This is a genomic window from Sporosarcina ureae (assembly GCF_029267015.1).
In the GTDB taxonomy this organism is placed as follows: Bacteria; Bacillota; Bacilli; order Bacillales_A; family Planococcaceae; genus Sporosarcina; species Sporosarcina ureae_D.
Map to the genome: position 1 here is coordinate 62483 of NZ_JARIEA010000001.1, position 22714 is coordinate 85196.

A 22714-nucleotide genomic window follows, 5' to 3' on the forward strand; every position below is an offset into this window, starting at 1 on the left:
TGAAGCAGTAAAAAGTAGGAGTGGTGTGTATGGCCAAAGAACAAATAAAATCAGGAGCACTTCTATCATATATCAATATTATTTTGACTACCTTTAGCGGGTTGTTATTCACACCATTCCTGCTACGGCAACTTGGTCAATCTGAATATGGATTATATATGTTAATCGGATCAATCGTAGGTTATATTGCAATTATGGATTTCGGTTTACACAATACTATGTATCGATTTATTTCAAAATATCAAAGTGAGAAAAATTATATTAAGCAAGAGAATTTCTTAGCTACTACATTTTTAATTTATGGTGTAATTTCTCTTTTGGTACTACTAATTGGCACGATACTGGTCATGAATTTGGATATCTTTTTTGCTCATTCGCTTACGGAATCCGAGTTCGCCAAAGCAAAGATCATGGCTGCTATTTTAGTTTTTAATTTAACGTTATCACTTCCCCTGGGTGCATTTCACTTTATCGCCAATGGTTATGGAAGATTTGTCTTTGTGAATACAATAGGCATTATTAGAATATTTTTACGTATTAGTGTCCTTATCGCTCTTTTGTTGTTGGGTTATAAATCAATTGCCATTGTCATAATAGATACCATTTTAAATATTGGAATCGGAATTGTCTACGCTATATATTGCTTTAGGTACCTTAAACTCAAAATCAAACTTTATGTGTTCGATAAAGATTTTATTAAAGAAATTATGAATTATTCATTTTATATTTTCATAACGGCAATTGTGAACCAGCTTTTTTGGAGGATTGGTCAAGTTTCATTGGGTATTTATAGCAGTACTGCTTCGGTAGCAATATATGCTTTATCTATCACTCTTGTAATCTACTATCAACAACTATCGTTGGCAATCTCGAATGTCTTTATGCCAAAAGTATCGAACATGGTTAGTGAAGGGGCAAGTGGAGAGATGTTAACCGATTTAATGATTAGGATTGGGCGTATTCAATTTGTGATATTGGGTATTGTCTTATCGGGTTTCATGGTAACAGGGCGTTCTTTCATACAATTATGGGCAGGAGGGGAATATCGTGACGTATATTGGATTACTTTACTAATTTTTATACCCGTGACAGTTCCTATGTTCCAAACTCTTGCGGGTGTGATATTACAGGTTAAAAGCATGCATAGATTTGAAGCCAAATCCTATCTAGTTATGGCGCTCTTGAATATCCCGTTATCAATTTGGTTAGGAATGATATACGGTCCTCTCGGGATTGGAATTTCTATGGCAGCCTCTATCATTGTCTTTCAAATTATAGTGATAAATTGGTATTATAAATACAAAATTGGAATTAATGTTTGGAGATTCTTTAAAGAAACATTAAACGGTATACTTCCAACTGTTATTATAACCGTTGTACTTGGACAATTTATGAACAGTATGGGCGGACAAGGTTGGTTAATGTTATTAATACAAATGATTTTAGTGGCTATAACGTATATCATTTTACTCTTTATAATAGGTTTGAACAGTTCAGAGAGAGCTATATTTAGTGGCTATAGTCTACTTATTAGAAAGAAAATTAAGTATTTGTAGTAAAGATGACACTTCACGTTGGATTTAGTTACGGTGAAGTATCATCTTTTATAAAGAGTTACGTATAACCATTTGTATTCCATAAAAATGAATAAACTGATTGCATTCTTGATAAAAGTAACTGTGTAAATTGTGTTAAGTAAATTAAATATACAAATTTGTTCATTTAAAAGACTTCAAAACAGAACATCAGTTTGAAGTCTTTTTTTGACGCTGAAATTCGTTTTCATATTCTTGGACAGGAATGAGCAATAATTCTCTTCATTCCCTATGTAACCATATCATTCAAGAGTTTATTAGCACGTATACTCAACTCACAATCAATCAAACATAACAACAACACAAGACTATCATTAATTTGCCCTTTTTCCATCTTTTCAAGGTAAGCGTCAAACAGTGAACACATATTAATAGAAGTAGATTCGTGAGATACTCCCATAGAACATATTTTTGGGGTGTTTATTTGAAGAAAAAAGAAAAAGAAGCATACTGTTCTGCAAAAATCGATGAATATCAAAACAGTGGACTAGCACTTTTTCAAGAACTGCATTCACATCAGAAAAGTGAGCCGTTTCAATCTGCACCTTTACTTTATCGCGCGCAGCAAAATCCAACGCTTCTTTCATATCGATTCGTGTTTCAACGATAGAACCTTTTACAGTAATGCCGTTGAGAGTCGTATTAAAGAGAGGAATCGGTAAATCTTCGTGTGAAAGTCCAACTGCGACTTGTGTACCGCTACGTTTAACTGAACGATATGCTTGATCAAATAGCACTTGGGATACAGCAACGCTAATAGCTGCCTGTACGCCACCGACTTGCTTTTGAATTGCTTCGGCAGGATCTTCATTTTTGCCGTTCACTATAATGTCGGCTTCGAATTTCTTCGCAAGATCTAATCTTTCATCTGCAATATCTACCGCTACTATATTGAGCCCCGTAGCCTTCGCATACTGAAACGTTACATGGCCAAATCCACCAATGCTGTAAATCGTGATCCAGTCATCTAGTTTTGCGCCAGAAACTTTCAGCGCTTTATATGTTGTCACGCCTGCACACAGAATTGGTGCGGCTTCAACAGAGCTTAGATTTTCAGAGTTCTCCGCGACGTAATCTGCAGCTGTGATGCAATACTCTGCGTATCCCCCGTCTACTGAATAGCCGCCATTTTCTTGACTATGGCACAGTGTTTCTTTCCCCGGTAGACAATAATCACACTCACCACATGCAGAGTAGGACCAAGGTATACCGACACAGTCTTCAATTGTTACAGAAGTGACGTTCGGTCCAACAGCTTCTACTATTCTTACGCCTGACAGGCCAGTCACCGTTCGTTACGTGTAAGTCTGTATGACAAAAGCCGCATGCCACTAGTTTAACTAATGCCTGACTGGCTCCTAGTGTCGGTTTTGGTGTGTCTTTGATATACAACTTTGTCTGGAATTCTTTAACGATCGCTGCTTTCGTTGTGGTCTGTTTTGTAGTACCTCATGCGTTGCTTTTTTTTGTATTGCTGACTTCATGAATGATTCCTCCCTTTTCTCTTACTGACTATCTATATGTTGGGGAAGGGGGATAAGTACAGATGTTGAAAACGTATTGTGTCGTAGCAGAATTGTGTGCAAATTGCACAGGGACCTGGTACCATTGATGGTTTGAGGTCTCGTTTTAGTTAGTAGATTTTAACCCATCCAACACAGCAGAAGTCATACTCTGAATTTCTACTACAGGATCCAAACGATCTCTAAATATAATCCAGTCATAAATCGTCCCGCGCATGCAACGTGTGACGAGCATGGATATATAATCAGCTGAAAAGTCTTGTCTGAATTCATTGCGTTCTATTCCTTCTACGACAAAGGAGTGGATGATTTGATAAAGTTGACGATTTTGATTCGTTAAATAGTGATCGTCGTCGATTGTTAAGGCGAGTGCGCTTGTGTAGATCGTTTGAATAAAATCTTTCCCCAGGATATCCCGTAAATACGTCATTTGCCCTTTATAAAAATGAATGATTTTTTCTGAAGCGCTTAATTCAGTTGGAATGCTAGGGACAAAGGATAAATAAAAATTATCGATGTCTTTAAATTTCTCTAGGAAAATGTCGTATTTCGAACTATAGTGAACATAAAATGCCCCTTTTGAAACATTGCATGCTTTGGCAATACTTTCAACCGTTACGTTATCAAAACCTTTCTCATGGAAAAGCTCCAAGCCTTTTTCAAGGAGGTTTTTTTTAGTTTCTAATGCTTTTATTTGTCTAGATGTTAGATCTGTCATATTCTAATCCTCCTCTACAATGCTTGTTAATTAGTACTATGATAGCATATTTAAAGAATTTCAATGAATTGGTTGACTATTTTGAAATTCATCGGTATTCTTAAGTGACTGCAGTATGTGACCGTGGTATGTGAAATGTCTATTCATACTGTACTAGAGATTTATATATTGTCCAATAGATTTTTATATTTTTTTGCACTAGATGATAACGCTTTCATTTTCAGCGAACTAAAAGGAGGAGTATGTATGACGAACGAAAAAAAGATTGGGTTTATCGGTCTCGGGAATATGGGTTTCCCGATGGCGGAAAATTTATTGAAAAACGGGTACACAGTCTATGCGTTGGATATTAATAAGGATTCTGAAAAACGATTTGCGGAACTGGGTGGGCATGTAGGGCTGACAACTGCTTCACTATTGGAAGAAGTAGATCTAGTTTTCACTAGTCTACCTACTCCTGCTATTGCTGAAAGTGTTTATTTAGGCGAGGACGGTATTGTTCCTAACGGGATCAAGCCATTGGTCTTAGTGGATTTGAGTACCATCTCGCCTGAATTAAATAGAACTATTGAGCAAGAAGCATTGAAGCAAGGGCTAGAATATTTAGGTGCTCCAGTTAGCGGTAGTGTCAGTGGAGCGGTGAATGCTACGCTATCGATCATGGTCGGTGGTAAGAAAGAAACTTTTGAATCCGTGTTGCCTTATCTACAAGCTATTGGATCGAACGTATTCCATGTAGGCGAAGATCCAGGTGTCGGTACAATCGTTAAGCTCATTAATAATATGATGGCAGGTATTCACAATCAAGCCGTGGCAGAAGCACTTTCACTAGCAAAGCTTGCCGGTGTGGATCAGGATATCGTCTATGACATTGTCAATGTGAGTTCAGGTGCAAGTACGATTCTTACTCGAAATTACAAAACGTATATTTCACAAGATGAGTACAATAATGGTGCATTCACTACTTCGTTATTATTAAAAGATTTGAAGCTTGCAAAACATGTGTCCGATTCTCTTGATGGCGAGTTACCGATCGCGTCACAGTTAATAGAGTACTATGAAGCGGAAGTAGAAAAAGGTCATGCGCATGAGGATATGTCATCTTCTTACTTGATGCTCCAGGATAAGTTAACTAAACAAAAACAAAATTCATAATAAAATTGACTATAAACTAGGAGGAATAATACTATGCAAAAAACAAGTGTAAAGACGTTGACTCATTTTATTAACGGTGAAATGGTAGAAGGAAAGAGTGGACGATTTGGAGATGTTTTTAATCCCTCTATCGGAGAGAAAATAGCTGAAGTACCACTAGCTTCGACAGAAGAAGTGAATGAAACCGTGCAATTAGCGAAAGAAGGATTTACTAAGTGGTCGAAGATTTCAGTCGGCAAGCGAATGGAAGTTCTTCATAAGTTCCGAGCGCTACTTGTAGAAAACACGGATCGATTAACACGCGCGATAGGTGAAGAAAACGGAAAAACGCTTTCTGATGCTGCAGGCGAAATTACACGTGGAATTGAGTCAGTGGACTTTGCACTTGGAGCTCCACACTTGTTGAAAGGTGAGCACTCAGTGAATGTAGGAGGAGAAATTAATTCTTATTCTATGCACAAACCTTTAGGTGTTGTGACATGTATATCTCCATTCAATTTTCCAGTAATGGTACCTGTAGCGATGAGTACAATGGCTGTCGCAGTTGGTAACTCGATGATTTTGAAACCTTCAGAAAAGGTTCCTCATTCTGCGTTGATTCTCTCTGAACTATGGGCTGAAGCAGGATTGCCGGCGGGTGTTTGGAATGTGGTCAATGGGGATAAAGAGGCCGTGGATGCATTACTGACGAACAAAGACGTTATGGCAGTAAGTTTTGTAGGATCGACAAGAGTAGCGGAAGCGGTTTATGAAAAAGGAACGAAACACCATAAGCGCGTACAGGCATTTGGTGGCGGAAAGAACAATATGGTCATCATGCCGGATGCAGATATCGATACAGCAGTAAATTCATTCCTAGGCGCAGCGTACGGTGCTGCATCACAGAGATGTATGGCGATTTCCACTGCAATTCCTGTAGGCCAGAAGACGGCTGATGCATTTGTTGCGAAGTTGACGGAAAAAGTGAACGAATTGAAAGTCGGAAAGTTCGACGATCAAGACGCGGACTTTGGCCCGGTGATCAGTGCAGAAGCAAAGGCAAGTGTCATCAAGTCTATTGATTTGGCAGTAGAAGAGGGGGCTGTGATTGCGGCGGACGGACGTAACCCTAAAGTAGACAATGAAAACGGCTATTACTTGGCACCGACATTGCTTGATCATGTGACGACGGATATGAATGTATATAAAGAAGAAGTGTTCGGGCCTGCACGAATTGTCGTTAGAGTAGATACGCTTGAAGAAGCCATTGATCTGATCAATGAGCATGAATATGGTAATGGTGTAACGATCTTTACGGACAGTGGTAAAGCAGCGCGAATGTTCACAGATCAAATTGAAGTAGGCATGGTAGGCGTCAATGTTCCGATTCCAATTCCGGTTGGCTACCATAACTTTGGCGGATGGAAACGTTCAAGATTCGGAGAAGGGCAAATGTTTGGTCCGGATACTGTACGTTTCTTCACGAAAACAAAAACTATTTCTGAGAGATGGTTTGATACTGCTTATAATGAAGAAAGCAAAACAGATTTCGACTTCCCAAGTAGCTAATTAACCATAAGCAGGATCGTAGTGAATATTAAACTCCGATCCTGCTTTCTTTCTAGAATGCATTCGTTATGAAAAGATAAGCCCGAAATTCTTGTAGAGTGTATAGCCTAATAGAGGAGGGGTAAGATGTTAGGGATATTCATAGGCTTAGTGTTACTTATGGTATTGGCTTATAGAGGTTGGTCGATCATCTGGATTGCACCTGTTTGTGCAGGGATCGTCGCGTTATTTGGTGGATTGAACTTATTAGATGCGTATACAGATACATATATGACAGGTTTCGTGAACTTCGCGAAGCAATGGTTCCCCGTGTTTATGTTGGGAGCGATATTCGGAAAACTGATGGAGTCTAGCGGAATGGCTCATTCTGTAGCTATTGGGATTTCACGTGTATTTGGTAAAGAGCGTGCAATTATCGGCGTAATTGTCGCAGCAAGTGTCTTGGCTTATGGTGGTGTTAGTGTATTTGTTGTTGTATTTGCTGTGTACCCTTTGGCAGTGAACATGTTCAGGGAAGCAAATATTAGTAGACGACTCCTTCCAGGAACGATAGTAGCAGGGATGATGACGTTTGCTATGACGGCATTACCGGGTACTCCACAAATCCAAAATCTGATCCCGACGCAGTATTTTAATACGACTGCTGCAGCTGCACCGATTATCGGTCTCGTTTCATCAGCTGTTATGATCGTTTGCTCCATACTGTACTTGAATAGACGTGTGCGCGTATTGAGAGAAGCGGGGGAAGGATTCGAAGAGCGTAAAGAAGATGCGAATATGGAAGAAAGAACTAGTTATCCACATGTCATCTTGTCTCTACTTCCTTTATTAGCTGTAATCGTGACGTTGAACTTTTTAAAGTGGGATATCGTTCTCGCGTTAGGTACAGGTATTGTTCTCATATTAATTATTTCTTTCAAGGAATTTAAAGGCTTTACGAAAGCAATCAATAGCGGGGCGAGTGATTCTGTTATGGCGATGATCAATACGAGTGCTGCTGTTGGTTTTGGAACTATTGTGCGATCGGTGCCAGGATTTGAAAAGTTGAGCGATGCTATTTTGGGCATTAATGCCAATCCTTTGATATCTGAAGCAATAGCTGTAAACGTTCTTGCAGGGGCTACAGGTTCTGCTTCAGGTGGACTCGGTATTACGTTGGAAGCGCTAGGCTCGCATTATTATGAAATTGCGACAACTACTGGCCCATCTCCAGAGGCCTTTCACCGGATAGCATCGATTGCTTCGGGCGGGTTAGATTCTTTGCCACATAATGGAGCGATTATAACGATTTTAATTGTAACGGGAATGACGCATAAAGAGTCTTACAAAGAGATGGGTGTCATTGCAATTGTATTCCCTATGCTATCATTGATCCCTGCGATCGCACTTGGGATTATGGGGATTAATTGATAGTAGTTCTTGAAGTACGGACAGAATAGGTTTCTGTATGATCGTTATCTAATTAATAATGCACAAAGAAAAAAGACTTCTAATCCAATTGGGTTAGAAGTCTTTTTGAAGTGCTATTTAATTGTAAACGAATCAAGTAGTCTGTTGCTTATTCCCAACGCCCCGTAAGTACTTTCTGACGCGTGTAGAAGTTCAATCCGTCTTTACCATTCGCATGAAGATCTCCGTAGAATGAATCTTTCCAACCAGAGAACGGGAAGAATGCCATCGGAGCTGGAACGCCGATGTTTAATCCGAGCATGCCCGCATCGATGTTTTCGCGGAAGTTGCGTACATTTCCACCGTCTCTTGTGAAAATACAAGCGCCGTTACCGAAATTGGATTTATTGGATAACTGGATGGCTTCATCTAAGTCTTTGACGCGGCTAATGGAGAGGACAGGGGCGAAAATTTCGTCTTGCCAAATTTTCATTTCGCTCGTTACGTTGTCAAAGATTGTAGGTCCGACAAAGTATCCTTTTTCTTTCGCAGCATCATCTGTACGTCCGTCGCGAATCATTGTAGCGCCTTCTTTTTCTCCAGTTGCAATGTATTGTTCTGTACGTTCTTTATGCGCATCGCGAATGACAGGCCCTAGGAAGATTCCCTCGTCCAAACCGTTACCGATTGTCAGTTCATTTGCTCGATTAAGTAATAGCTCAACAAATTCGTCTGCGATATCGTCTTCAACTGCAACGACAGAACAAGCCATGCAACGTTCTCCAGCGGATCCAAATGCTGCGTTGATGATTTGTGTAGCCGCGTTGTCCAAGTTTGCGTCTTTCAATACGATCGAGTGGTTTTTCGCTCCTGCCAGTGCTTGAACACGTTTTAGATTATCTGTACCGCGTTTATACACATATTCTGCAACAGGCTGAGATCCTACGAATGAAATCGCTGCAATCTTTTCGTGATCAAGGATGCCGTTTACTACGTCATGTGCACCGTGTACGATATTGAATACACCTTTTGGCAAGCCGGCTTCTTCAAGTAGTTCAGCTAGGCGGTTTGCTAGCATCGGTGTACGCTCGGATGGTTTAAGTACAAATGTGTTTCCTGTTGCGATTGCCATCGGGAACATCCAGCATGGTACCATCATCGGGAAGTTGAACGGTGTAATGCCGCCGATCACGCCGATTGGGTAGCGATATGTTCCAGATTCTAGACCCGTTGCGACAGATGGCAAGTTATCTCCCATCATTAAAGTAGGTGCTCCAGCTGCGAATTCCACACATTCGATCCCACGTAACACTTCACCATGCGCTTCGGTAAAGTTTTTGCCATTTTCAACTGTGATAATGCGGGCAAGTTCATCCCAATGTTCAACTAATAGTTGCTGGTACTTGAATAGGATACGTGCGCGACGTGGAACAGGTACTTCCTTCCACGTTACGAATGCTTCACTCGCTGCTTGTATGGCAGTATCTAAATCTTCTTTTGTTGAAATAGGAACATGTGCCACTACTTCTGCTGTTGCAGGATTGTATACAGGTTCTGTCTGGTCCGTCGTAGCGGATACCCATTCACCGTTAATATAGTTTTGTACTGTTTTAATAGCTGTTGTCATGTATATGACCTCCTAGTGTAATTACGTGTCAAATTAAAATTGGTATTCATAGCACACTTGATACAAGTCTGCGATTTTGTCTTCTGAAGGAACTTTTGGGTTGTTACCGGGACTTCCACTATCGATCGCGTCTTTAGACATTTTTTCGAGAGCGCTTACAAATTCTTCGCGTGGGATACCCCATGTTTCAAGATTCGGAATGTCTAGTGCTTTACATAAGTCCTTAACGGATTGCACAGCCACTTCTGCCGCTTCTTCATCTGACAACTGTGTCGCGTCGGAAGAGAAGATACGACCGATATCTGCCAGTCTATCGATACATGAATCTTTACTATACTCTAGAACGGCAGGTAAGAGCATCGCGTTAGAGAAGCCGTGCGGTACATTAAAGAGCGCACCGATTGGTCGGGACATGCCGTGGACTAGACAAACAGACGCGTTTGAAAATGCGCTTCCTGCTTGAAGGGCAGCGAGTGACATGCCTTCTCTTGCTTCAATGTCTTGACCGTCCGTGAATGCTCTATATAAATTCTTTGAGATTAATTGGATGGCGGATAAGGCCATGATATCTGTCATAGGATGTGCTTTTTTGGATATGTAAGCTTCAATTGCATGACTCAGTGCGTCTACACCTGTTGCAGCTGTTACTTTTTGTGGGGAAGACAGAGTTAGCAATGGATCAACAATCGCAACATTTGGCATGAAAGCAGGTTGTTTGATCATCATTTTCACTTTAGTTGCTGAATTCGTAATGACCGTTACGTCCGTAGCTTCTGAACCCGTACCTGCAGTAGTTGGAATGGCGATGTGAGGAACAGGCGCAATCTGCGCAACTTTCTTCAAACCCACGTAGTCTTCGATGTTCCCACCGTTCGTCGCGACTACTGCAACCGCTTTCGCCGTATCGATACAACTACCGCCACCCAATGAAATAATGAGGTCGCATTTTTCATCTGTATATAATTGAAGTGCTTCATCTACATATTGATCATTCGGTTCGGAAGCTACACCGAGAAAGATAGCGCTTTCAATAGTGTGAGAAGATAATTTCTGTTGGCATTCTTCTACGTAACCGAGTTTTTGCATGATTTGATCGCTAATGATCAGCGCTTTTTTACCGAGGAGTGTGGCTTTTTCCCCAATCTGTTCAAACGAATGTTGTTGATACAGAATAGTAGGGGGCATTTGAAACGTTTTGCAAGTTTCCATTAGGTCAGCTCCTTAAATTGTATTTCCTGTACTATAGTGTCTTTTACAGTAGAACAAGAAAAAGTGTAGCGTTAAGGCTACACTTTTATTTTGTAACCTGAGTGTAGCACCTACGCTACACTCAGGTCAAGATATTAAATTTTCTTAATTTTTTATATAATGTAGTTCTGTGTATTCCAAGCAGTTCAGCTGTCTTGGATTTATTTCCTTCTGTTTGATCCAATAAATTTACTATAATCTTTTTTTCTTCTGCATCTTGTTTTTCTCTGAAGTCTTCTAACGTACTTAAATTTTGTCCATCCAGAATATGTTGCGGTAAATCAGCCTCCTCAATACTATCGGAATCAACAATGCTTACTAAGTCTTCTAGCACATCTATCAATTCCTCAATATTTCCTTCCCATTGATAATTCATTAAATACGTTACAGCGGTAGTAGAGAATGACTTCTCGGGTATTTTATGTGTGAAACATATTTCCTGCATATAATGTGACAGTAGATAGGGGATGTCCTCGTTCCTATTACGAAGCGCAGGAATAGAGAGCTGCAGTGGATTTAATTTGGCATATAACTCGGAACTAAAAGCATCTCTTTCGGCTAATTCGTGTAAGTCTTGTGTAGACGAAATGATTAGTTGGACAGGGAAATCTTCTGGCGCTTGTTTTAGAAACTCCAATAATTCCATCTGTATATTCATAGATAAAGCATCTATATCTTGTAAATAAAGCGTGCTTGGTTTTCCCGAATGGAGGATTCCATGCGGGCCGAAAAGTTGTTCTTCCACATTTTGCGATGCTTGTACTTTGCAGTATATAGTTGTAAATGGTTTGGATGCGATTGGACTTAACTGATGAATACTTTCTGCAAATGCGTTTTTACCTGTTCCTTTTTCGCCGTACAATAAAACGACAGCTTGTGTTCGAGCGGCAGTACGTGCTTTTCTCTTTAAGTCGGATATCGCTTCGCTCGTCCCTATAATTTGATTGAGACTGGAAAAGCCTTCAGGGGATAGGGGAGGAAGTTCAGTATCGGCCATAATTTTCTGTAGTTGTAACCGCTCATAAATGCGATAAATGTCTGAAACACCTTCGAAAATCAACATACCGATTGCTGCGACTACTTTACCGTTTTTCCAAATGGGAATGCGGTGAACGACCATATCTTGCCCTTGAATATTTTGGAGAACGCCTCTCTCTGGCATACCTTTTTGCACGGTTTCATGTAGATTTGTATTTTCAATTACTTCTGTGACATGTCGTCCGATTGCTTCAGATCTAGGGATACCGGTGAATTTACTGTAAGCTTCATTGAATTCGATGATCATACCGAACTCATCGACGACAGCAATTCCTTCATATGCTTTTTCTAGAATGACCGTTAAAATATCAGAGACCTTTTCATTTTTTATATAACTTTCGATCAATGCAGATAGCCCTTTGACGATTTCTTTTTGAGTTAACAGACCTATGAAGATGCCTTGATTGTTATTTACAACATAGACAGTTGTATGGTCTGGATCGAAAGGGAGTTCATTCAATAATGTATGTTCGTCTACTGTAGCTACTTGCATAGGTACTATATGCTCCAGTGTTGTGTGCTTATTACGGCCGTTGACGAATGCTTCGAGTATATGGTTAGCGGTAATGATGCCGACCGGCTTATATTGTGGATCAACGATAGGGAGAATCTCGATTTTCAATTCTTTCAGTACTTTAGCTGCTTCTAGCAACGTCTGATCTAGTTGGATAACTGGGGGATTTTCATTCATCCAATTTGCTACAGACATCCACTTTTTATCATTTTCTAACTGTATGAGTGTATTAATAAATGAATCGTTAAACATAAAAGCCTCCATGATGTATCTATTTTCATCGATTATTACACAGTATAGCGTATCTATTACATAGTTTGTACTGAGTTCGTTTGAAGGGAGGTACATATCTTAAACAGGCTTTACTTGTGGATACAAAAAGCTGCCTCAGAAAATCCACAAGTAGTAGTTTTCTGAGGCAGCGTATTTTCTATTCTTTACTTTTACAATCCAATCGTAGCATTGTCTTCAAGGGCTAACAATTCCTTCAATGCCGCCACTTCGTTTTCAGGCAAAGCGATCATCGGTAAACGAACTCCGCCGACAGGTACGCCTAGTAAATTCAGTGCGGCCTTTGTTGGAGAAGGGTTAGGTGCAGCAAACATTGCTTTCATGATTGGCAATAAACCACGATAGATTTTTGCTGCTTGCTTTGTGTTACCGGTTTTAAAGTTCTGTACCATCTCTTGCATTTCGTTACCTATAATGTGCGCAGAAACTGACACAATGCCTGTTCCACCAATGGCTAATACAGGAAGTGTAGAAGCATCGTCTCCTGTATAGACAAAGAAATCATCGCCAGTATGTTCAATGATGGCTGCAACGGCTTCCAGATCACCGCTTGCTTCTTTAATGGACGTAATATTCGACACGTCGTTAGCTAACCGGATAACGGTTTCTGGCAACATATTGACTGCACTACGTCCTGGAATGTTATATAGCATGACAGGTAATGTCGTAGTTTGTGCAATCGTCTTGAAGTGCTGGTACAGTCCTTCCTGACAAGGCTTGTTGTAGTAAGGGACGACTAGCATAATTCCATCGACACCGGTTTCTTCCGCTTGGATCGTTAAATCGATAGATTCTCTCGTGCTATTCGTTCCGGTTCCTGCAATGACAGGTGCTCTACCTGCTACCGTTTGGACGGTGAACTTGAATAGTTCTACTTTCTCCTCTGCTGTAAGTGTAGGCGATTCTCCAGTCGTGCCTGCAATGACTAATGCGTCTGTTCCATTGGCTAGTAAGTGATTGATTAGATTTTTCGTTGCTGGGTAATCGATGTCTCCTCTTTCATCAAACGGAGTTACCATCGCTGTCATAACTGATCCAAAATTCATTATTCTCCACATCCTATCATTTTATTAAAAAACATAGAGGTGGGGGCGATACGTAATTGAACGCAAAAAGCAACAACGAAGGCTCGCTGTTGCGTTGAAATAATGAATTATTTCTTTGCACGAGATAGCCCACCATACAGTTTCCCATATGACAATCCTGCACTTGTTCAGTCCAGAATCAGCTTGGAGATCATGAGCGTCTCGCAGCTTCGGCAAATTCCCCTTTCGACAATCTTCACAGAACCTCATGATTCTCTGATTGTGTACTAATGGTTTTTGCGCCTCTATCCTTATTTCCGAATTATCGAAATAAGTGAAAGTTTAATTACCCCTACTGTACTTGGTATCTGAAGAAATAGCAACCTTAACTTTTTTATTTGAATTACCTGTCTACATATGGAACATATTGTAACAACCTGTCACCCCATATATGCAAGACGTCCCATTCCTCCGACAATTCATGGCCCAGTATTGTGTTAGACCCTAAAAAGTGCTATCTTATCAGTATAATAGCCTGAGAGTAGACTGGGCTTTTCTTGCTTGATTGAGAATTACATATGTTTTTTCGAAAAGGGGAATTCGATGAGTACTATACATGAGTCCGCGGATAACAGGCCGGAAGAGTTGCAGCGCATATTGGATAAGGAATTATTGCAGCTGGAGAAAATAACTATTGAAGATTTTGAAGTAGATCCTATTGAGAAGCCGGTTACGCAAGAAGATTTGAAGCAGTTTCAGCAATTCACATCAACGAGTTTCCGGTCGCTAGAAGAATTGCTTGAAAGCAATCAAGCCGTCTTGCCGGTTGATGAAGCGATTACTCGTTTGCAGGACGAAGCGTTTGAAGACCGTGTACATATGGCGAAACGGGCAGTAGAGATCTTTACATTATTCGAAGATGTACGTCAGACGGTGGACCCGGAGTCGATCGATTTAGTCTCACAATTGGATACCGTAATTGACCAAGCGCATCGTTTGCTTGAGGAGATGGGTATACAAGAGTTACCGGTTTATGATGAATATTTCGATGAAAGCTTTATGGAAGCGGTCGGCACTATACCTGCTGAAGATGCACCAGGGATTGAGCGATTCAAAGTAGCGGCTGTATTTCGCAGAGCCTTTTCAATAGAAGGACAAGTTATTCAAGATGCACTCGTGAAAACAGTTATGTAAAAGGGGGAACGTGTATGACAAGCAATACAAACGATCAATGGCTCAGTCACTGCGTTTGCCCATTAAGTAGGTGGAGGTGATTCGATGAGTTCATTCACTAACATTCCTATGTTGATTCAGCAAATGCAACAGGAGATACGCCAGAAGCGTTACACGATGGCGCTTGATACGATCCGAGAACTTGAAAAGCTGAGTGTGAACCGAAAGCAAATACTCTGGCATAAAGCGTTGCTTGAGAGTAAAGTCGGCAATCTGCATGTGGCATTGGCGTACTTGAAAGAACTCGATAGCGAGGAGCCTCATGTTGCTAAGCTAGAAGAAGTAATTCTTAGTAATTGGGACACCTATACAAAGGTGATCGCTGAGTATAACTACGCTGTATCTGAAATTGAATTGGGCTATACCGAAAACATCCTACATATAGTAGATAACGCCATGGAAATGGCAGGAAAAATGCCGATTCCAATTGAATTATATCGTATGAAAACCATTCTGGTGGCACGTTATGAAGCAGGTACCCTATCACGCTATACGGTTGGATTACCTTTGCATGTACTCGATGATCCGACCATCAAACGTGTCGTGGCGGCAGAGCCTCCACGTCCGGATATTGCTCGTCCAGTGCCAAAACCGAAGCCGAAACGCAAGTTGAAAAAGGGTGCTGCGGCTTTATTCGCCGGCATTGCAACGGTTTTATTAGTCTTCGTCGTATGGTTAATTGCCAACTTACTGGCGCAGCCCGATACAGCTAGTGAGTTGCCGACTACTGTGCCGGTTGAGAAACCAGCCATAACAGAGACTGAACCGGTGAAAGAAGAGCCAGTAGAAGTGCCTGCTGCAGAACCAGAACCTGAAGAGGAAACTGAACCTGAATTCGTATCGAATGAAGATGCGAGAATGTATTATAACGAAGGATATAAGCAGTATCTGAATGAAGATTTCCCTGCGGCAGTGGCTTATTTAGAGTATGCTGTGCGCACTGAAGATAGTGATTACTTTACAGACGATGCGTCGTACTTCTTAGCATCAAGTTATTTACGCGAGCAGAAGTATGAACAAGTCGTCAATGCTGCGAAAGCTTTCTATAAAGAAGAAAGTGAGCATTATAAAGAGTCCCCTTATCGAGAAGGGATGCGCTTGCAAGAGAGTCGCGCATTATGGCAGCTTGATAAGAATGCTGAGGCAACGGTCATTCTAGATGAATTAATTAGCAAACCGAATGTCGATTGGGTTACGTATGAAGCGAAAGCGATGAAGAAGTTAATAGAAGAAGGTGAGAGTAGTGAAGACATGGAACAAGCGAGCTAAACTGGCTTGTGTCCGCACTTAACTACGGAAAACAGGAGCAATCAAGGAAGTCATCCGACTCTTTCGATTGCTCCTGTTTTTATTCATGCGACTTAATCAGTTCCACATTGTGCTTCTCCCATTCCGCCATCTTTCCATTGAACGATGGATCGGGAGTATACCAAGATTGCGAACCAAAGTAGTTTTGTAATTCCTTTGATTCAAAGACATAGCCGTGTCGCGCGTATATTTCATTGCGCGCCAAACGCAAGTCGTCTTTAGATAATCCTTTTAAATCGGATTTATCGAGGTACACGTCTCCGCTGTATGAAATGATGAAATGATCCTTTGGAACGTCAGCTGGGACTTCTTTAATAATCTCTTTGACAATGATCGTCTCGACAGGTTCTTCTTTTACAATGTCGTTTTGAACAACGGGCAGATCATTATCCTTTTCTACATCTGTGTTGGCCGCGATAGCCAATTCTTTAATGGAATCAAAATCTAGATGAACAGTTTGTTTCGCCCCAAAGACATTCGCCTGAATTTCTTCACGTACTGTATCGTCATCCAAAGTCGTTGTCATTTTTATTGGATAGATTCCCGCCATGAAAGGGCCAAATTCAGCATGTTCTTTCCGCTTTTTGATATAGCCCATTTCTGCATCATGGATGGACAATACCGTTTCGTCCCCGATCGATTGTACTTTAACGATATAGCCTACTGGGTTGATTGTGTAGCGCGGGAAAAGACCCAATCGTTTACCAGCTGCACGTATGGAAAACATACCGTCTTCGGATTTTTCGTGTAAGTGGTTTTCCACTACTTGTACGATGGAAGGGTTTTTCTCGACCAACGTTAGCAATGCTTGCACACTATCTGCGTTAATCGCAATCCGACTGTCTTTCGGTACAATCAATTCTTTCAATGTATCGCGGTCCTGCTCGATCAATGCCGTAATGAATTTCTCTGTTGTAGCATGCCTTCCATATTTACTTTCAATAGTGTAGTAGCCCATGATCGCTACAAGCACGACAACAATTAATACAATTGGGTAGTGTGGTGTTTTCCATATAGAACGTTTTTTATTCAAACGACGTGACGCAAGAGATGCTTTACAGTTTGTACAAAACTCTTGCTGCTTATCATTCATTTCATTACAAATTGGACATTTTTTCATTTTAATTCTCCTACTTCATGCTATGGCTCTCTCTTTTGGAAACTAGAGTAGATACCAATGTAGTCAAGATTATACTATGATTGGCCGGATTATTCTAGACGTAAGGAAAGTTGTTATACAAGGATAGTGAACGAATGGCATATTTAGGAAATCTGAATTTCAAGTTATGTTTTTTATCTAGTACTATATTCAGCGTTTGCTGTATATAATTAGAAATGTACAAGCTATAATAGTATAAAAGAATCCTGTATTAGCTAAGTAGGGGCCAGGGAAGAGAAGGAGATGCACATGAGAAGGAAGCGGCATGTCGTGTTGGTTTTTTGTATCGTATGGTTAACGGTACTTGGATTTCAAGGAGTGGTCAGTGCGGATGTAGTACCCAATGAACTATTGGTTGAGTACGAAGAAAGTCGACAATCGTTTTCTATAGATGAAGGGCTACCAGCCGTTGAAAGTCGTGAAACGATATCAGACGAAGTGGAATTATGGAGTTTTACAGATTCCGCAGAGATGCTTTTAATGAAAGAACAATTACTTGAGGATCCCAATGTGTTACATGTTGAACCAAATTACGAGCGCTATTCACATATCGACCTCAATGATCCTATTTTTGTGAAGCAGTGGTGGATACCGCAACTGAGACCACAGTTAATTTGGTCAAGAGTGACAGAACAAAAGAAGAATACAGTTGTGGCAGTTTTGGATTCAGGTATTGATATCCGACATGAAGATCTGCAAGGAAGAATTCAGCCAGGAGGCTATAACTTTTACGCTAACAATACGAATGTTCAGGACGTCAATGGACACGGAACGGCTGTAGCGGGAGTCATTGCTGCGAGGGCAGGGAATCACATAGGTGTAGCAGGTCTTGCGGGAACATACGACACGAAAGTGTTACCATTGAAAATCTCCCACTTGAATGGAACTAGCAAAGTATCGGATAGTATCAAAGCGATTGACTATGCGATTATGAAACAAGTCGATGTGATCAACATGAGTTATGGTAGTAGCCAGCCGTCCCAACTAGAAGAGAAAGAGATTCAACGAGCACTCGAGTCGGGAATCACAGTCGTGGCATCTGCAGGAAACGACGCTGAAAAAGGCAATTCCGTGATGTTTCCTGCATCCTATCCTTCCGTAATTTCAGTGGGAGCAACCGATAGCAAAAATCAAAGGGCTTCGTTTTCAAACTTTAATTCTCAAGTCGGCTTGGTTGCGCCAGGCGCGGTAATATCTACCACGTACATTAATAACACGTATAAATCAGTGAGTGGAACTTCTTTCTCGGGACCTATGGTGGCAAGTGCAGCGGCTTTGGTGAAGTCCTTGCAACCGGAAGCCAAACCAACTGAAATCAGAGAGTTACTTGAAATGACTGCGACAGACTTAGGGCTTCCGGGTAAAGATGATTATTTCGGGTCAGGACTATTAAATTTAGAACGACTTAGCTATGCGTTGCCAACTGCCGCCAATCCAAATCAGCCAAAGGATTTTGTTGGTGATTTCCCTGACTTAGTTGTGAAAAAGAACAAGGTATTCAAAATCAAATTTACTAATGAACTAGTACTTGGCAAAGACTACAGCGGGCATATTTATATTACACATCTACCAAATAGCACAGAACGCATAGAAGGTTTTACCGCAAAATTGAATCCTACAGATCCTCAGCAATTACTTGTCACACCCCATAATGAATGGCAATTAGGTGTTCATTATTTACGCGTGGATCAAGGATTGAAGAATACAAAAGGTGTGGCGCTGAAGAAATCAGTGGTTGTGAAGTTTACGGTCATGCCGGATTAATTCTATAGACCCAAAAAGGCTATTGCGATAAGTCATGTAGACTTACGCAATAGCCTTTTATTTATTTTACTTTGTTACGTTAGAAAATATTTCTTTAGAACTGATATCTATGATCATATCTTCCGCATTTGGTTTCGTTTTGATTAACTCCATCTCATGAAGCCAATCGCGTACTTCTTCCCATGACTTTTCATCAAGCTGGCCAAAGGGTTCTCCACCTGTATCCATCTTCGGTAATAAAATACTCAAGCTTTCCTTCTCAATGGCTTTGTCGAGTGGGAAGTTCGCTTGATCTTGGTTGCTAAGCAACAAATCCAGTGCTTCTTCAGGCTGTTCCACCATGAATTTATAGCCTTTTTGTGCGGCTCTCCAAAAGGCTAGAATGGCGTCATGTTCCTTCTCCCACGTATCGTTACCCGTTAACAAAACAATTTCACTGTAGTTTGGAACACCGTATTCTACGGGGTTAAAGTAGCGTGTTTTGAACCCTTTAGCATTCATAACAGGCACTTCGTGATTAATGAATGTTCCCGTCACGGCGTCAACACGTTCAGAAACTAATGAAGATTCTAGTTCGAATCCAACATCAATCATTTTCACTTTGTCGTAATCGCCACCATCATTTGTGATCATTGTTTTGATCAAAGCTTCGTTGAGTGGAATCCCAGGATAACCAATCGTCAGATCTTCTAGATCCTTCGGCGATTGAATGGGACTGTCGTCCAGCATGACCGTGTAGTTCAGTGGTTCACGTACGACAGATGCGACCGCTTTTATAGGAATATCTTCATTCGCTTGAGCCAAAATGACGTCAGGTTGGTAGTACAATCCTAGTGTCACCTTTCCTGCCGCTGTTAAATTCATTGGGTCAGTTGGGTTGGCAGGGAATTGAATATCAACTTCGACATCCTCATCATTGAAATAACCTTTTTCCTGTGCCACATAAATATAGCTATGTACTGCATTCGGGTACCAGTCGAGCATAATACTGACTTTTTTCTTATCATCGTTCTGTGACTCTTCCGTATCTACTGAGGTTGCATCATTATTGCAGCCAGCGACTAGCAAAAGAAGAAAGGTCACGCCAAGTAGCAATCGTTTTTTCATTCGTAGTTCCTCCATCGTAAAAAGTATTTTTCCAATAAAACGACAAGTAGAAAGAAGATAATGCCTACAGCAGATAGTAAAACGATTGGTGCAAATACAGCCGCACTATCGAATTGGGTCATCATTCTTCTGCTGAAATATCCAAGACCCGCCTGTGCGCCAAGCCATTCTCCGATTGCAGCACCGATCACGCTGAGTGTGACCGCCACTTTGAGTCCAGAGAAAAAGGAAGGAAGGGCGGAAGGAAGATCCAGTTTAAAGAAAATATCCTTTGCAGACGCACCCATCGTTAGCATTAATTCACGTAAGTTTTTATCCGATGAACGCAAACCATCGAATACACTGACAGTGATGGGGAAAAATGTGATCAGTACAGTGACTGCGACTTTACCCCATATGCTGTAGCCGAACCACAGCACGAAAATCGGTGCAAGCGCAATGACGGGAATCGTCTGTGACGCAATCAAAAGTGGATAAAACGCTTGCTCGATAGGCTTCTTGCTGTACATCGCGATCGCAAGTGCCGATCCGATAAGTATCGAAATAGTTAGGCCAATTACTATTGTTGCTGCTGTCGGAGGTAAATGATGGATAAACAGCCCTGACTTTAGTTTCCATAACCTGAGTAGAATCGCAGATGGGGACGGGAATAAGAAGCTTTTATCGTATAGACGCGCTCCGATTTCCCATATGCTAAGTAAGATCGCGACGAAAAGTATGGAGCTACTATAAGAAGTAATCTTTTTCATAGTGGCCCCTCCGAACGTAGCTCCCTGATGAGTTGCTGCTTTAATTCAACCAGTTCCGGGCGTGCTAAGTCTCTCATCGTACGTGGTCGACCAAGAGGAACGACTACTTCGCGGATGGTCCTCACAGGTTTTTCAGCAAGTACAAAGATACGGTCAGATAGGAATAATGCTTCGTCGATATCATGGGTGATGAAGACAATGGTTTTATCGAGCCTCTTCCACTGATCAATTAGCCACTCTTGCATCGTCAAGCGGGTAATGGCGTCGAGCGCGCTAAAAGGCTCGTCCAGCAATAAAATATCAGAACCGGTTAGAATCGTTCGTAAAAAGGAAACACGTTGACGCATACCACCTGATAAGTTGCCAGGGTAAGAGTTTTCTTCACCGGCTAGCCCAAAGTCCGCAAGTAGCTGGATCATCTCATCGGAAGTCGTTTTGGCACTTTGGAGTTCCACTGGCAATCGAACATTTTCTAGAATGGTTCGCCAAGGCATGAGTAAATCTTGCTGCGGCATATAACCGACTTTTCCTAAACGCTTCGTTGCGACTTTACCGTTCAATGAAATCTCTCCACTGTCAGGATTCTCAAGGCCAGTAACTAATCGGAACAACGTACTCTTCCCATAACCACTTGGTCCAATGATGCTGACGAATTCACCATCATTTACATGCCAATCAACTTGATCAAAAATAGCAGTAGGTTTTGAAGCTTTGGTTGCTTGATAATGAAAGGATACATCGATAAACTCTAAAATTTTATTGGGCATATTCTTTTCACTTCTCTTTTCTTCAAAAATCCACACAAAAAAACCACTTCTTTGGTGCGAAGCGGTTGCATAGTTCGGCCAAGACCGGTCATATGTCCACTTCCCTCCGCTAGCATTATCTAGAGCAGGTTTAAGGGTTAAGGCAAATAAGCCTCTCTCAGCATAAGCACCCCTAGTGTTTATCCATGTCTTATCGTTTCATATTCTAGTAAAGTAGTCAACTTTAATTCAGTAAATATTTTGAATGTCAATAAAACAATTCTTTTCATTCATTAATAACAAGTATCTTGCATTTCTTTGAAAATTTATGTAGTATAATGACTATCAGACCGAAATAGTATTACGGTCAATTTCGAAGGGTGTGTCATAATGGATCGTAGGGAAGAAATCATGTTGGCGGCTGCAAAATCGTTTACGATGTTTGGTTATAAGGCGACGACAATGGACCAAGTGGCGAAAATTGCGAATGTAGGGAAAGGTACTATCTATACTTTTTTCTCGAATAAAGAAGAATTGTTTCATTCGATTGTTTGGAATATGGTGAGTGAGATGAAAGAGGCGTCGGAAAGAACGGCCATTGAAGGAGCATCTTTTCAAGAAAATGCCCATGCGCGTATTATGCAATTATTGAAGTTTCGTGAGTCGCATCAGTTATTCATAAAGCTAATTGAAGAGGAGAAAGAATTACGCACACCCGCTGTCGGGGAAGTGTTAACTTCTATAGAGAAAGAAATATTGGAGTTTATTGCTAGTAAGATTGAACGCGGTGTTGCCAAAGGTGAATTGAAGCCCTGTAATAGCGAATTGATCGCGTATTTATTATTCAAATCTTATTTGGCGCTAGTAGTGGATTGGTCGAAAACGCATGATGACCAGCTGACTGAGGAGCAAATCACAGATGTGTTGAACTATACGATTTTCTCTAGTCTATTGGTGTAATGTGCGAATGTCGGAAT

The 22714-nt window shown here is 41.0% G+C and carries 17 protein-coding genes, 1 pseudogene and 2 riboswitches; of the genes and pseudogenes, 8 read left to right on the plus strand and 10 right to left on the minus strand.

Annotated elements, in window-relative coordinates; all coding sequences use genetic code 11:
* Positions 1-29 precede the first annotated feature (29 nt).
* Positions 30-1556, plus strand: a complete 1527-nt coding sequence (locus Q7P97_RS00245; RefSeq protein ID WP_303964832.1) for a lipopolysaccharide biosynthesis protein — start codon at positions 30-32, stop codon at positions 1554-1556.
* A 530-nt stretch (positions 1557-2086) separates the two neighbouring features.
* Here Q7P97_RS00245 and Q7P97_RS00250 read toward each other — a convergent pair.
* Together Q7P97_RS00250 and Q7P97_RS00255 are read right to left on the minus strand one after the other, a co-directional pair.
* Positions 2087-3011, minus strand: a pseudogene (locus Q7P97_RS00250) (zinc-dependent alcohol dehydrogenase); the annotation flags it as partial.
* A gap of 213 nt (positions 3012-3224) precedes the next feature.
* Positions 3225-3836 carry a TetR/AcrR family transcriptional regulator gene (locus tag Q7P97_RS00255; RefSeq protein WP_303964835.1) on the minus strand — a complete coding sequence of 204 codons (612 nt, stop codon included), beginning with the start codon at positions 3834-3836 and terminating at the stop codon, positions 3225-3227.
* A gap of 246 nt (positions 3837-4082) precedes the next feature.
* On the opposite strand from Q7P97_RS00255, the gene Q7P97_RS00260 reads away from it, so the two are divergent.
* The 3 genes from Q7P97_RS00260 to Q7P97_RS00270 all read left to right on the plus strand — a co-directional run bounded on the left by Q7P97_RS00260 (position 4083) and on the right by Q7P97_RS00270 (position 7949).
* Complete coding sequence (locus Q7P97_RS00260; protein WP_303964838.1) at positions 4083-4991, plus strand: NAD(P)-dependent oxidoreductase; 909 nt, start codon at positions 4083-4085, stop codon at positions 4989-4991.
* 33 nt (positions 4992-5024) lie between these two features.
* On the plus strand, positions 5025-6539 hold the full coding sequence (locus tag Q7P97_RS00265) for a CoA-acylating methylmalonate-semialdehyde dehydrogenase (protein WP_303964841.1): 1515 nt from the start codon (positions 5025-5027) through the stop codon (positions 6537-6539).
* Positions 6540-6665: 126 nt separating this feature from the next.
* On the plus strand, positions 6666-7949 hold the full coding sequence (locus Q7P97_RS00270; protein ID WP_085428240.1) for a GntP family permease: 1284 nt from the start codon (positions 6666-6668) through the stop codon (positions 7947-7949).
* A gap of 148 nt (positions 7950-8097) precedes the next feature.
* Here the strand turns inward: Q7P97_RS00270 and Q7P97_RS00275 are convergent, their stop codons facing one another.
* From Q7P97_RS00275 to dapA, 4 genes are all read right to left on the minus strand, one after another.
* Complete coding sequence (locus tag Q7P97_RS00275) at positions 8098-9555, minus strand: CoA-acylating methylmalonate-semialdehyde dehydrogenase (RefSeq protein ID WP_085428241.1); 1458 nt, start codon at positions 9553-9555, stop codon at positions 8098-8100.
* 33 nt (positions 9556-9588) lie between these two features.
* The gene (locus Q7P97_RS00280) at positions 9589-10764 is read right to left on the minus strand and encodes an iron-containing alcohol dehydrogenase (protein ID WP_303964853.1); all 1176 of its coding nucleotides are present in this window, start codon (positions 10762-10764) and stop codon (positions 9589-9591) included.
* 121 nt (positions 10765-10885) lie between these two features.
* Positions 10886-12607, minus strand: a complete 1722-nt coding sequence (locus Q7P97_RS00285) for a sigma 54-interacting transcriptional regulator (protein WP_303964857.1) — start codon at positions 12605-12607, stop codon at positions 10886-10888.
* Between the two features lie 191 nt (positions 12608-12798).
* Positions 12799-13692, minus strand: coding sequence for a 4-hydroxy-tetrahydrodipicolinate synthase (gene dapA / locus Q7P97_RS00290; protein ID WP_303964859.1), 894 nt, complete (start codon positions 13690-13692; stop codon positions 12799-12801).
* A 117-nt stretch (positions 13693-13809) separates the two neighbouring features.
* Positions 13810-13987, minus strand: a riboswitch (Lysine riboswitch).
* A gap of 287 nt (positions 13988-14274) precedes the next feature.
* On the opposite strand from dapA, the gene grpE reads away from it, so the two are divergent.
* Both grpE and Q7P97_RS00300 read left to right on the plus strand, forming a co-directional pair.
* On the plus strand, positions 14275-14865 hold the full coding sequence (grpE, locus tag Q7P97_RS00295; protein WP_303964862.1) for a nucleotide exchange factor GrpE: 591 nt from the start codon (positions 14275-14277) through the stop codon (positions 14863-14865).
* Positions 14866-14949: 84 nt separating this feature from the next.
* Positions 14950-16173, plus strand: a complete 1224-nt coding sequence (locus Q7P97_RS00300) for a tetratricopeptide repeat protein (protein ID WP_303964865.1) — start codon at positions 14950-14952, stop codon at positions 16171-16173.
* A 79-nt stretch (positions 16174-16252) separates the two neighbouring features.
* Here the strand turns inward: Q7P97_RS00300 and Q7P97_RS00305 are convergent, their stop codons facing one another.
* Positions 16253-17332 carry a YARHG domain-containing protein gene (locus Q7P97_RS00305; protein WP_303964868.1) on the minus strand — a complete coding sequence of 360 codons (1080 nt, stop codon included), beginning with the start codon at positions 17330-17332 and terminating at the stop codon, positions 16253-16255.
* 288 nt (positions 17333-17620) lie between these two features.
* On the opposite strand from Q7P97_RS00305, the gene Q7P97_RS00310 reads away from it, so the two are divergent.
* Entirely contained in the window at positions 17621-19135 is a 1515-nt protein-coding gene (locus Q7P97_RS00310) for a S8 family peptidase (protein WP_303964871.1), read from the plus strand.
* A gap of 66 nt (positions 19136-19201) precedes the next feature.
* Here the strand turns inward: Q7P97_RS00310 and Q7P97_RS00315 are convergent, their stop codons facing one another.
* The 3 genes from Q7P97_RS00315 to Q7P97_RS00325 are packed head-to-tail and all read right to left on the minus strand — an operon-like array spanning position 19202 to position 21758.
* A complete protein-coding gene (locus Q7P97_RS00315) occupies positions 19202-20242 on the minus strand; it encodes an ABC transporter substrate-binding protein (RefSeq protein ID WP_303964873.1) in 1041 nt (346 codons plus the stop codon).
* Positions 20239-20991 (minus strand): ABC transporter permease, encoded by a 753-nt coding sequence (locus tag Q7P97_RS00320; RefSeq protein ID WP_303964876.1) that lies wholly within the window; start codon positions 20989-20991, stop codon positions 20239-20241. The genes Q7P97_RS00315 and Q7P97_RS00320 overlap by 4 nt, the downstream gene beginning before the upstream one ends.
* Positions 20988-21758: an ABC transporter ATP-binding protein gene (locus Q7P97_RS00325; RefSeq protein WP_303964914.1), complete on the minus strand. Its 771-nt coding sequence runs from the start codon at positions 21756-21758 to the stop codon at positions 20988-20990. Before Q7P97_RS00325 ends, Q7P97_RS00320 begins: the two co-directional genes overlap by 4 nt.
* 84 nt (positions 21759-21842) lie before the next feature.
* Positions 21843-21942, minus strand: a riboswitch (TPP riboswitch).
* Between the two features lie 185 nt (positions 21943-22127).
* Between Q7P97_RS00325 and Q7P97_RS00330 the strand changes: the two genes are divergently transcribed.
* On the plus strand, positions 22128-22697 hold the full coding sequence (locus tag Q7P97_RS00330; protein WP_303964878.1) for a TetR/AcrR family transcriptional regulator: 570 nt from the start codon (positions 22128-22130) through the stop codon (positions 22695-22697).
* The last annotated feature ends 17 nt before the right edge of the window (positions 22698-22714 follow it).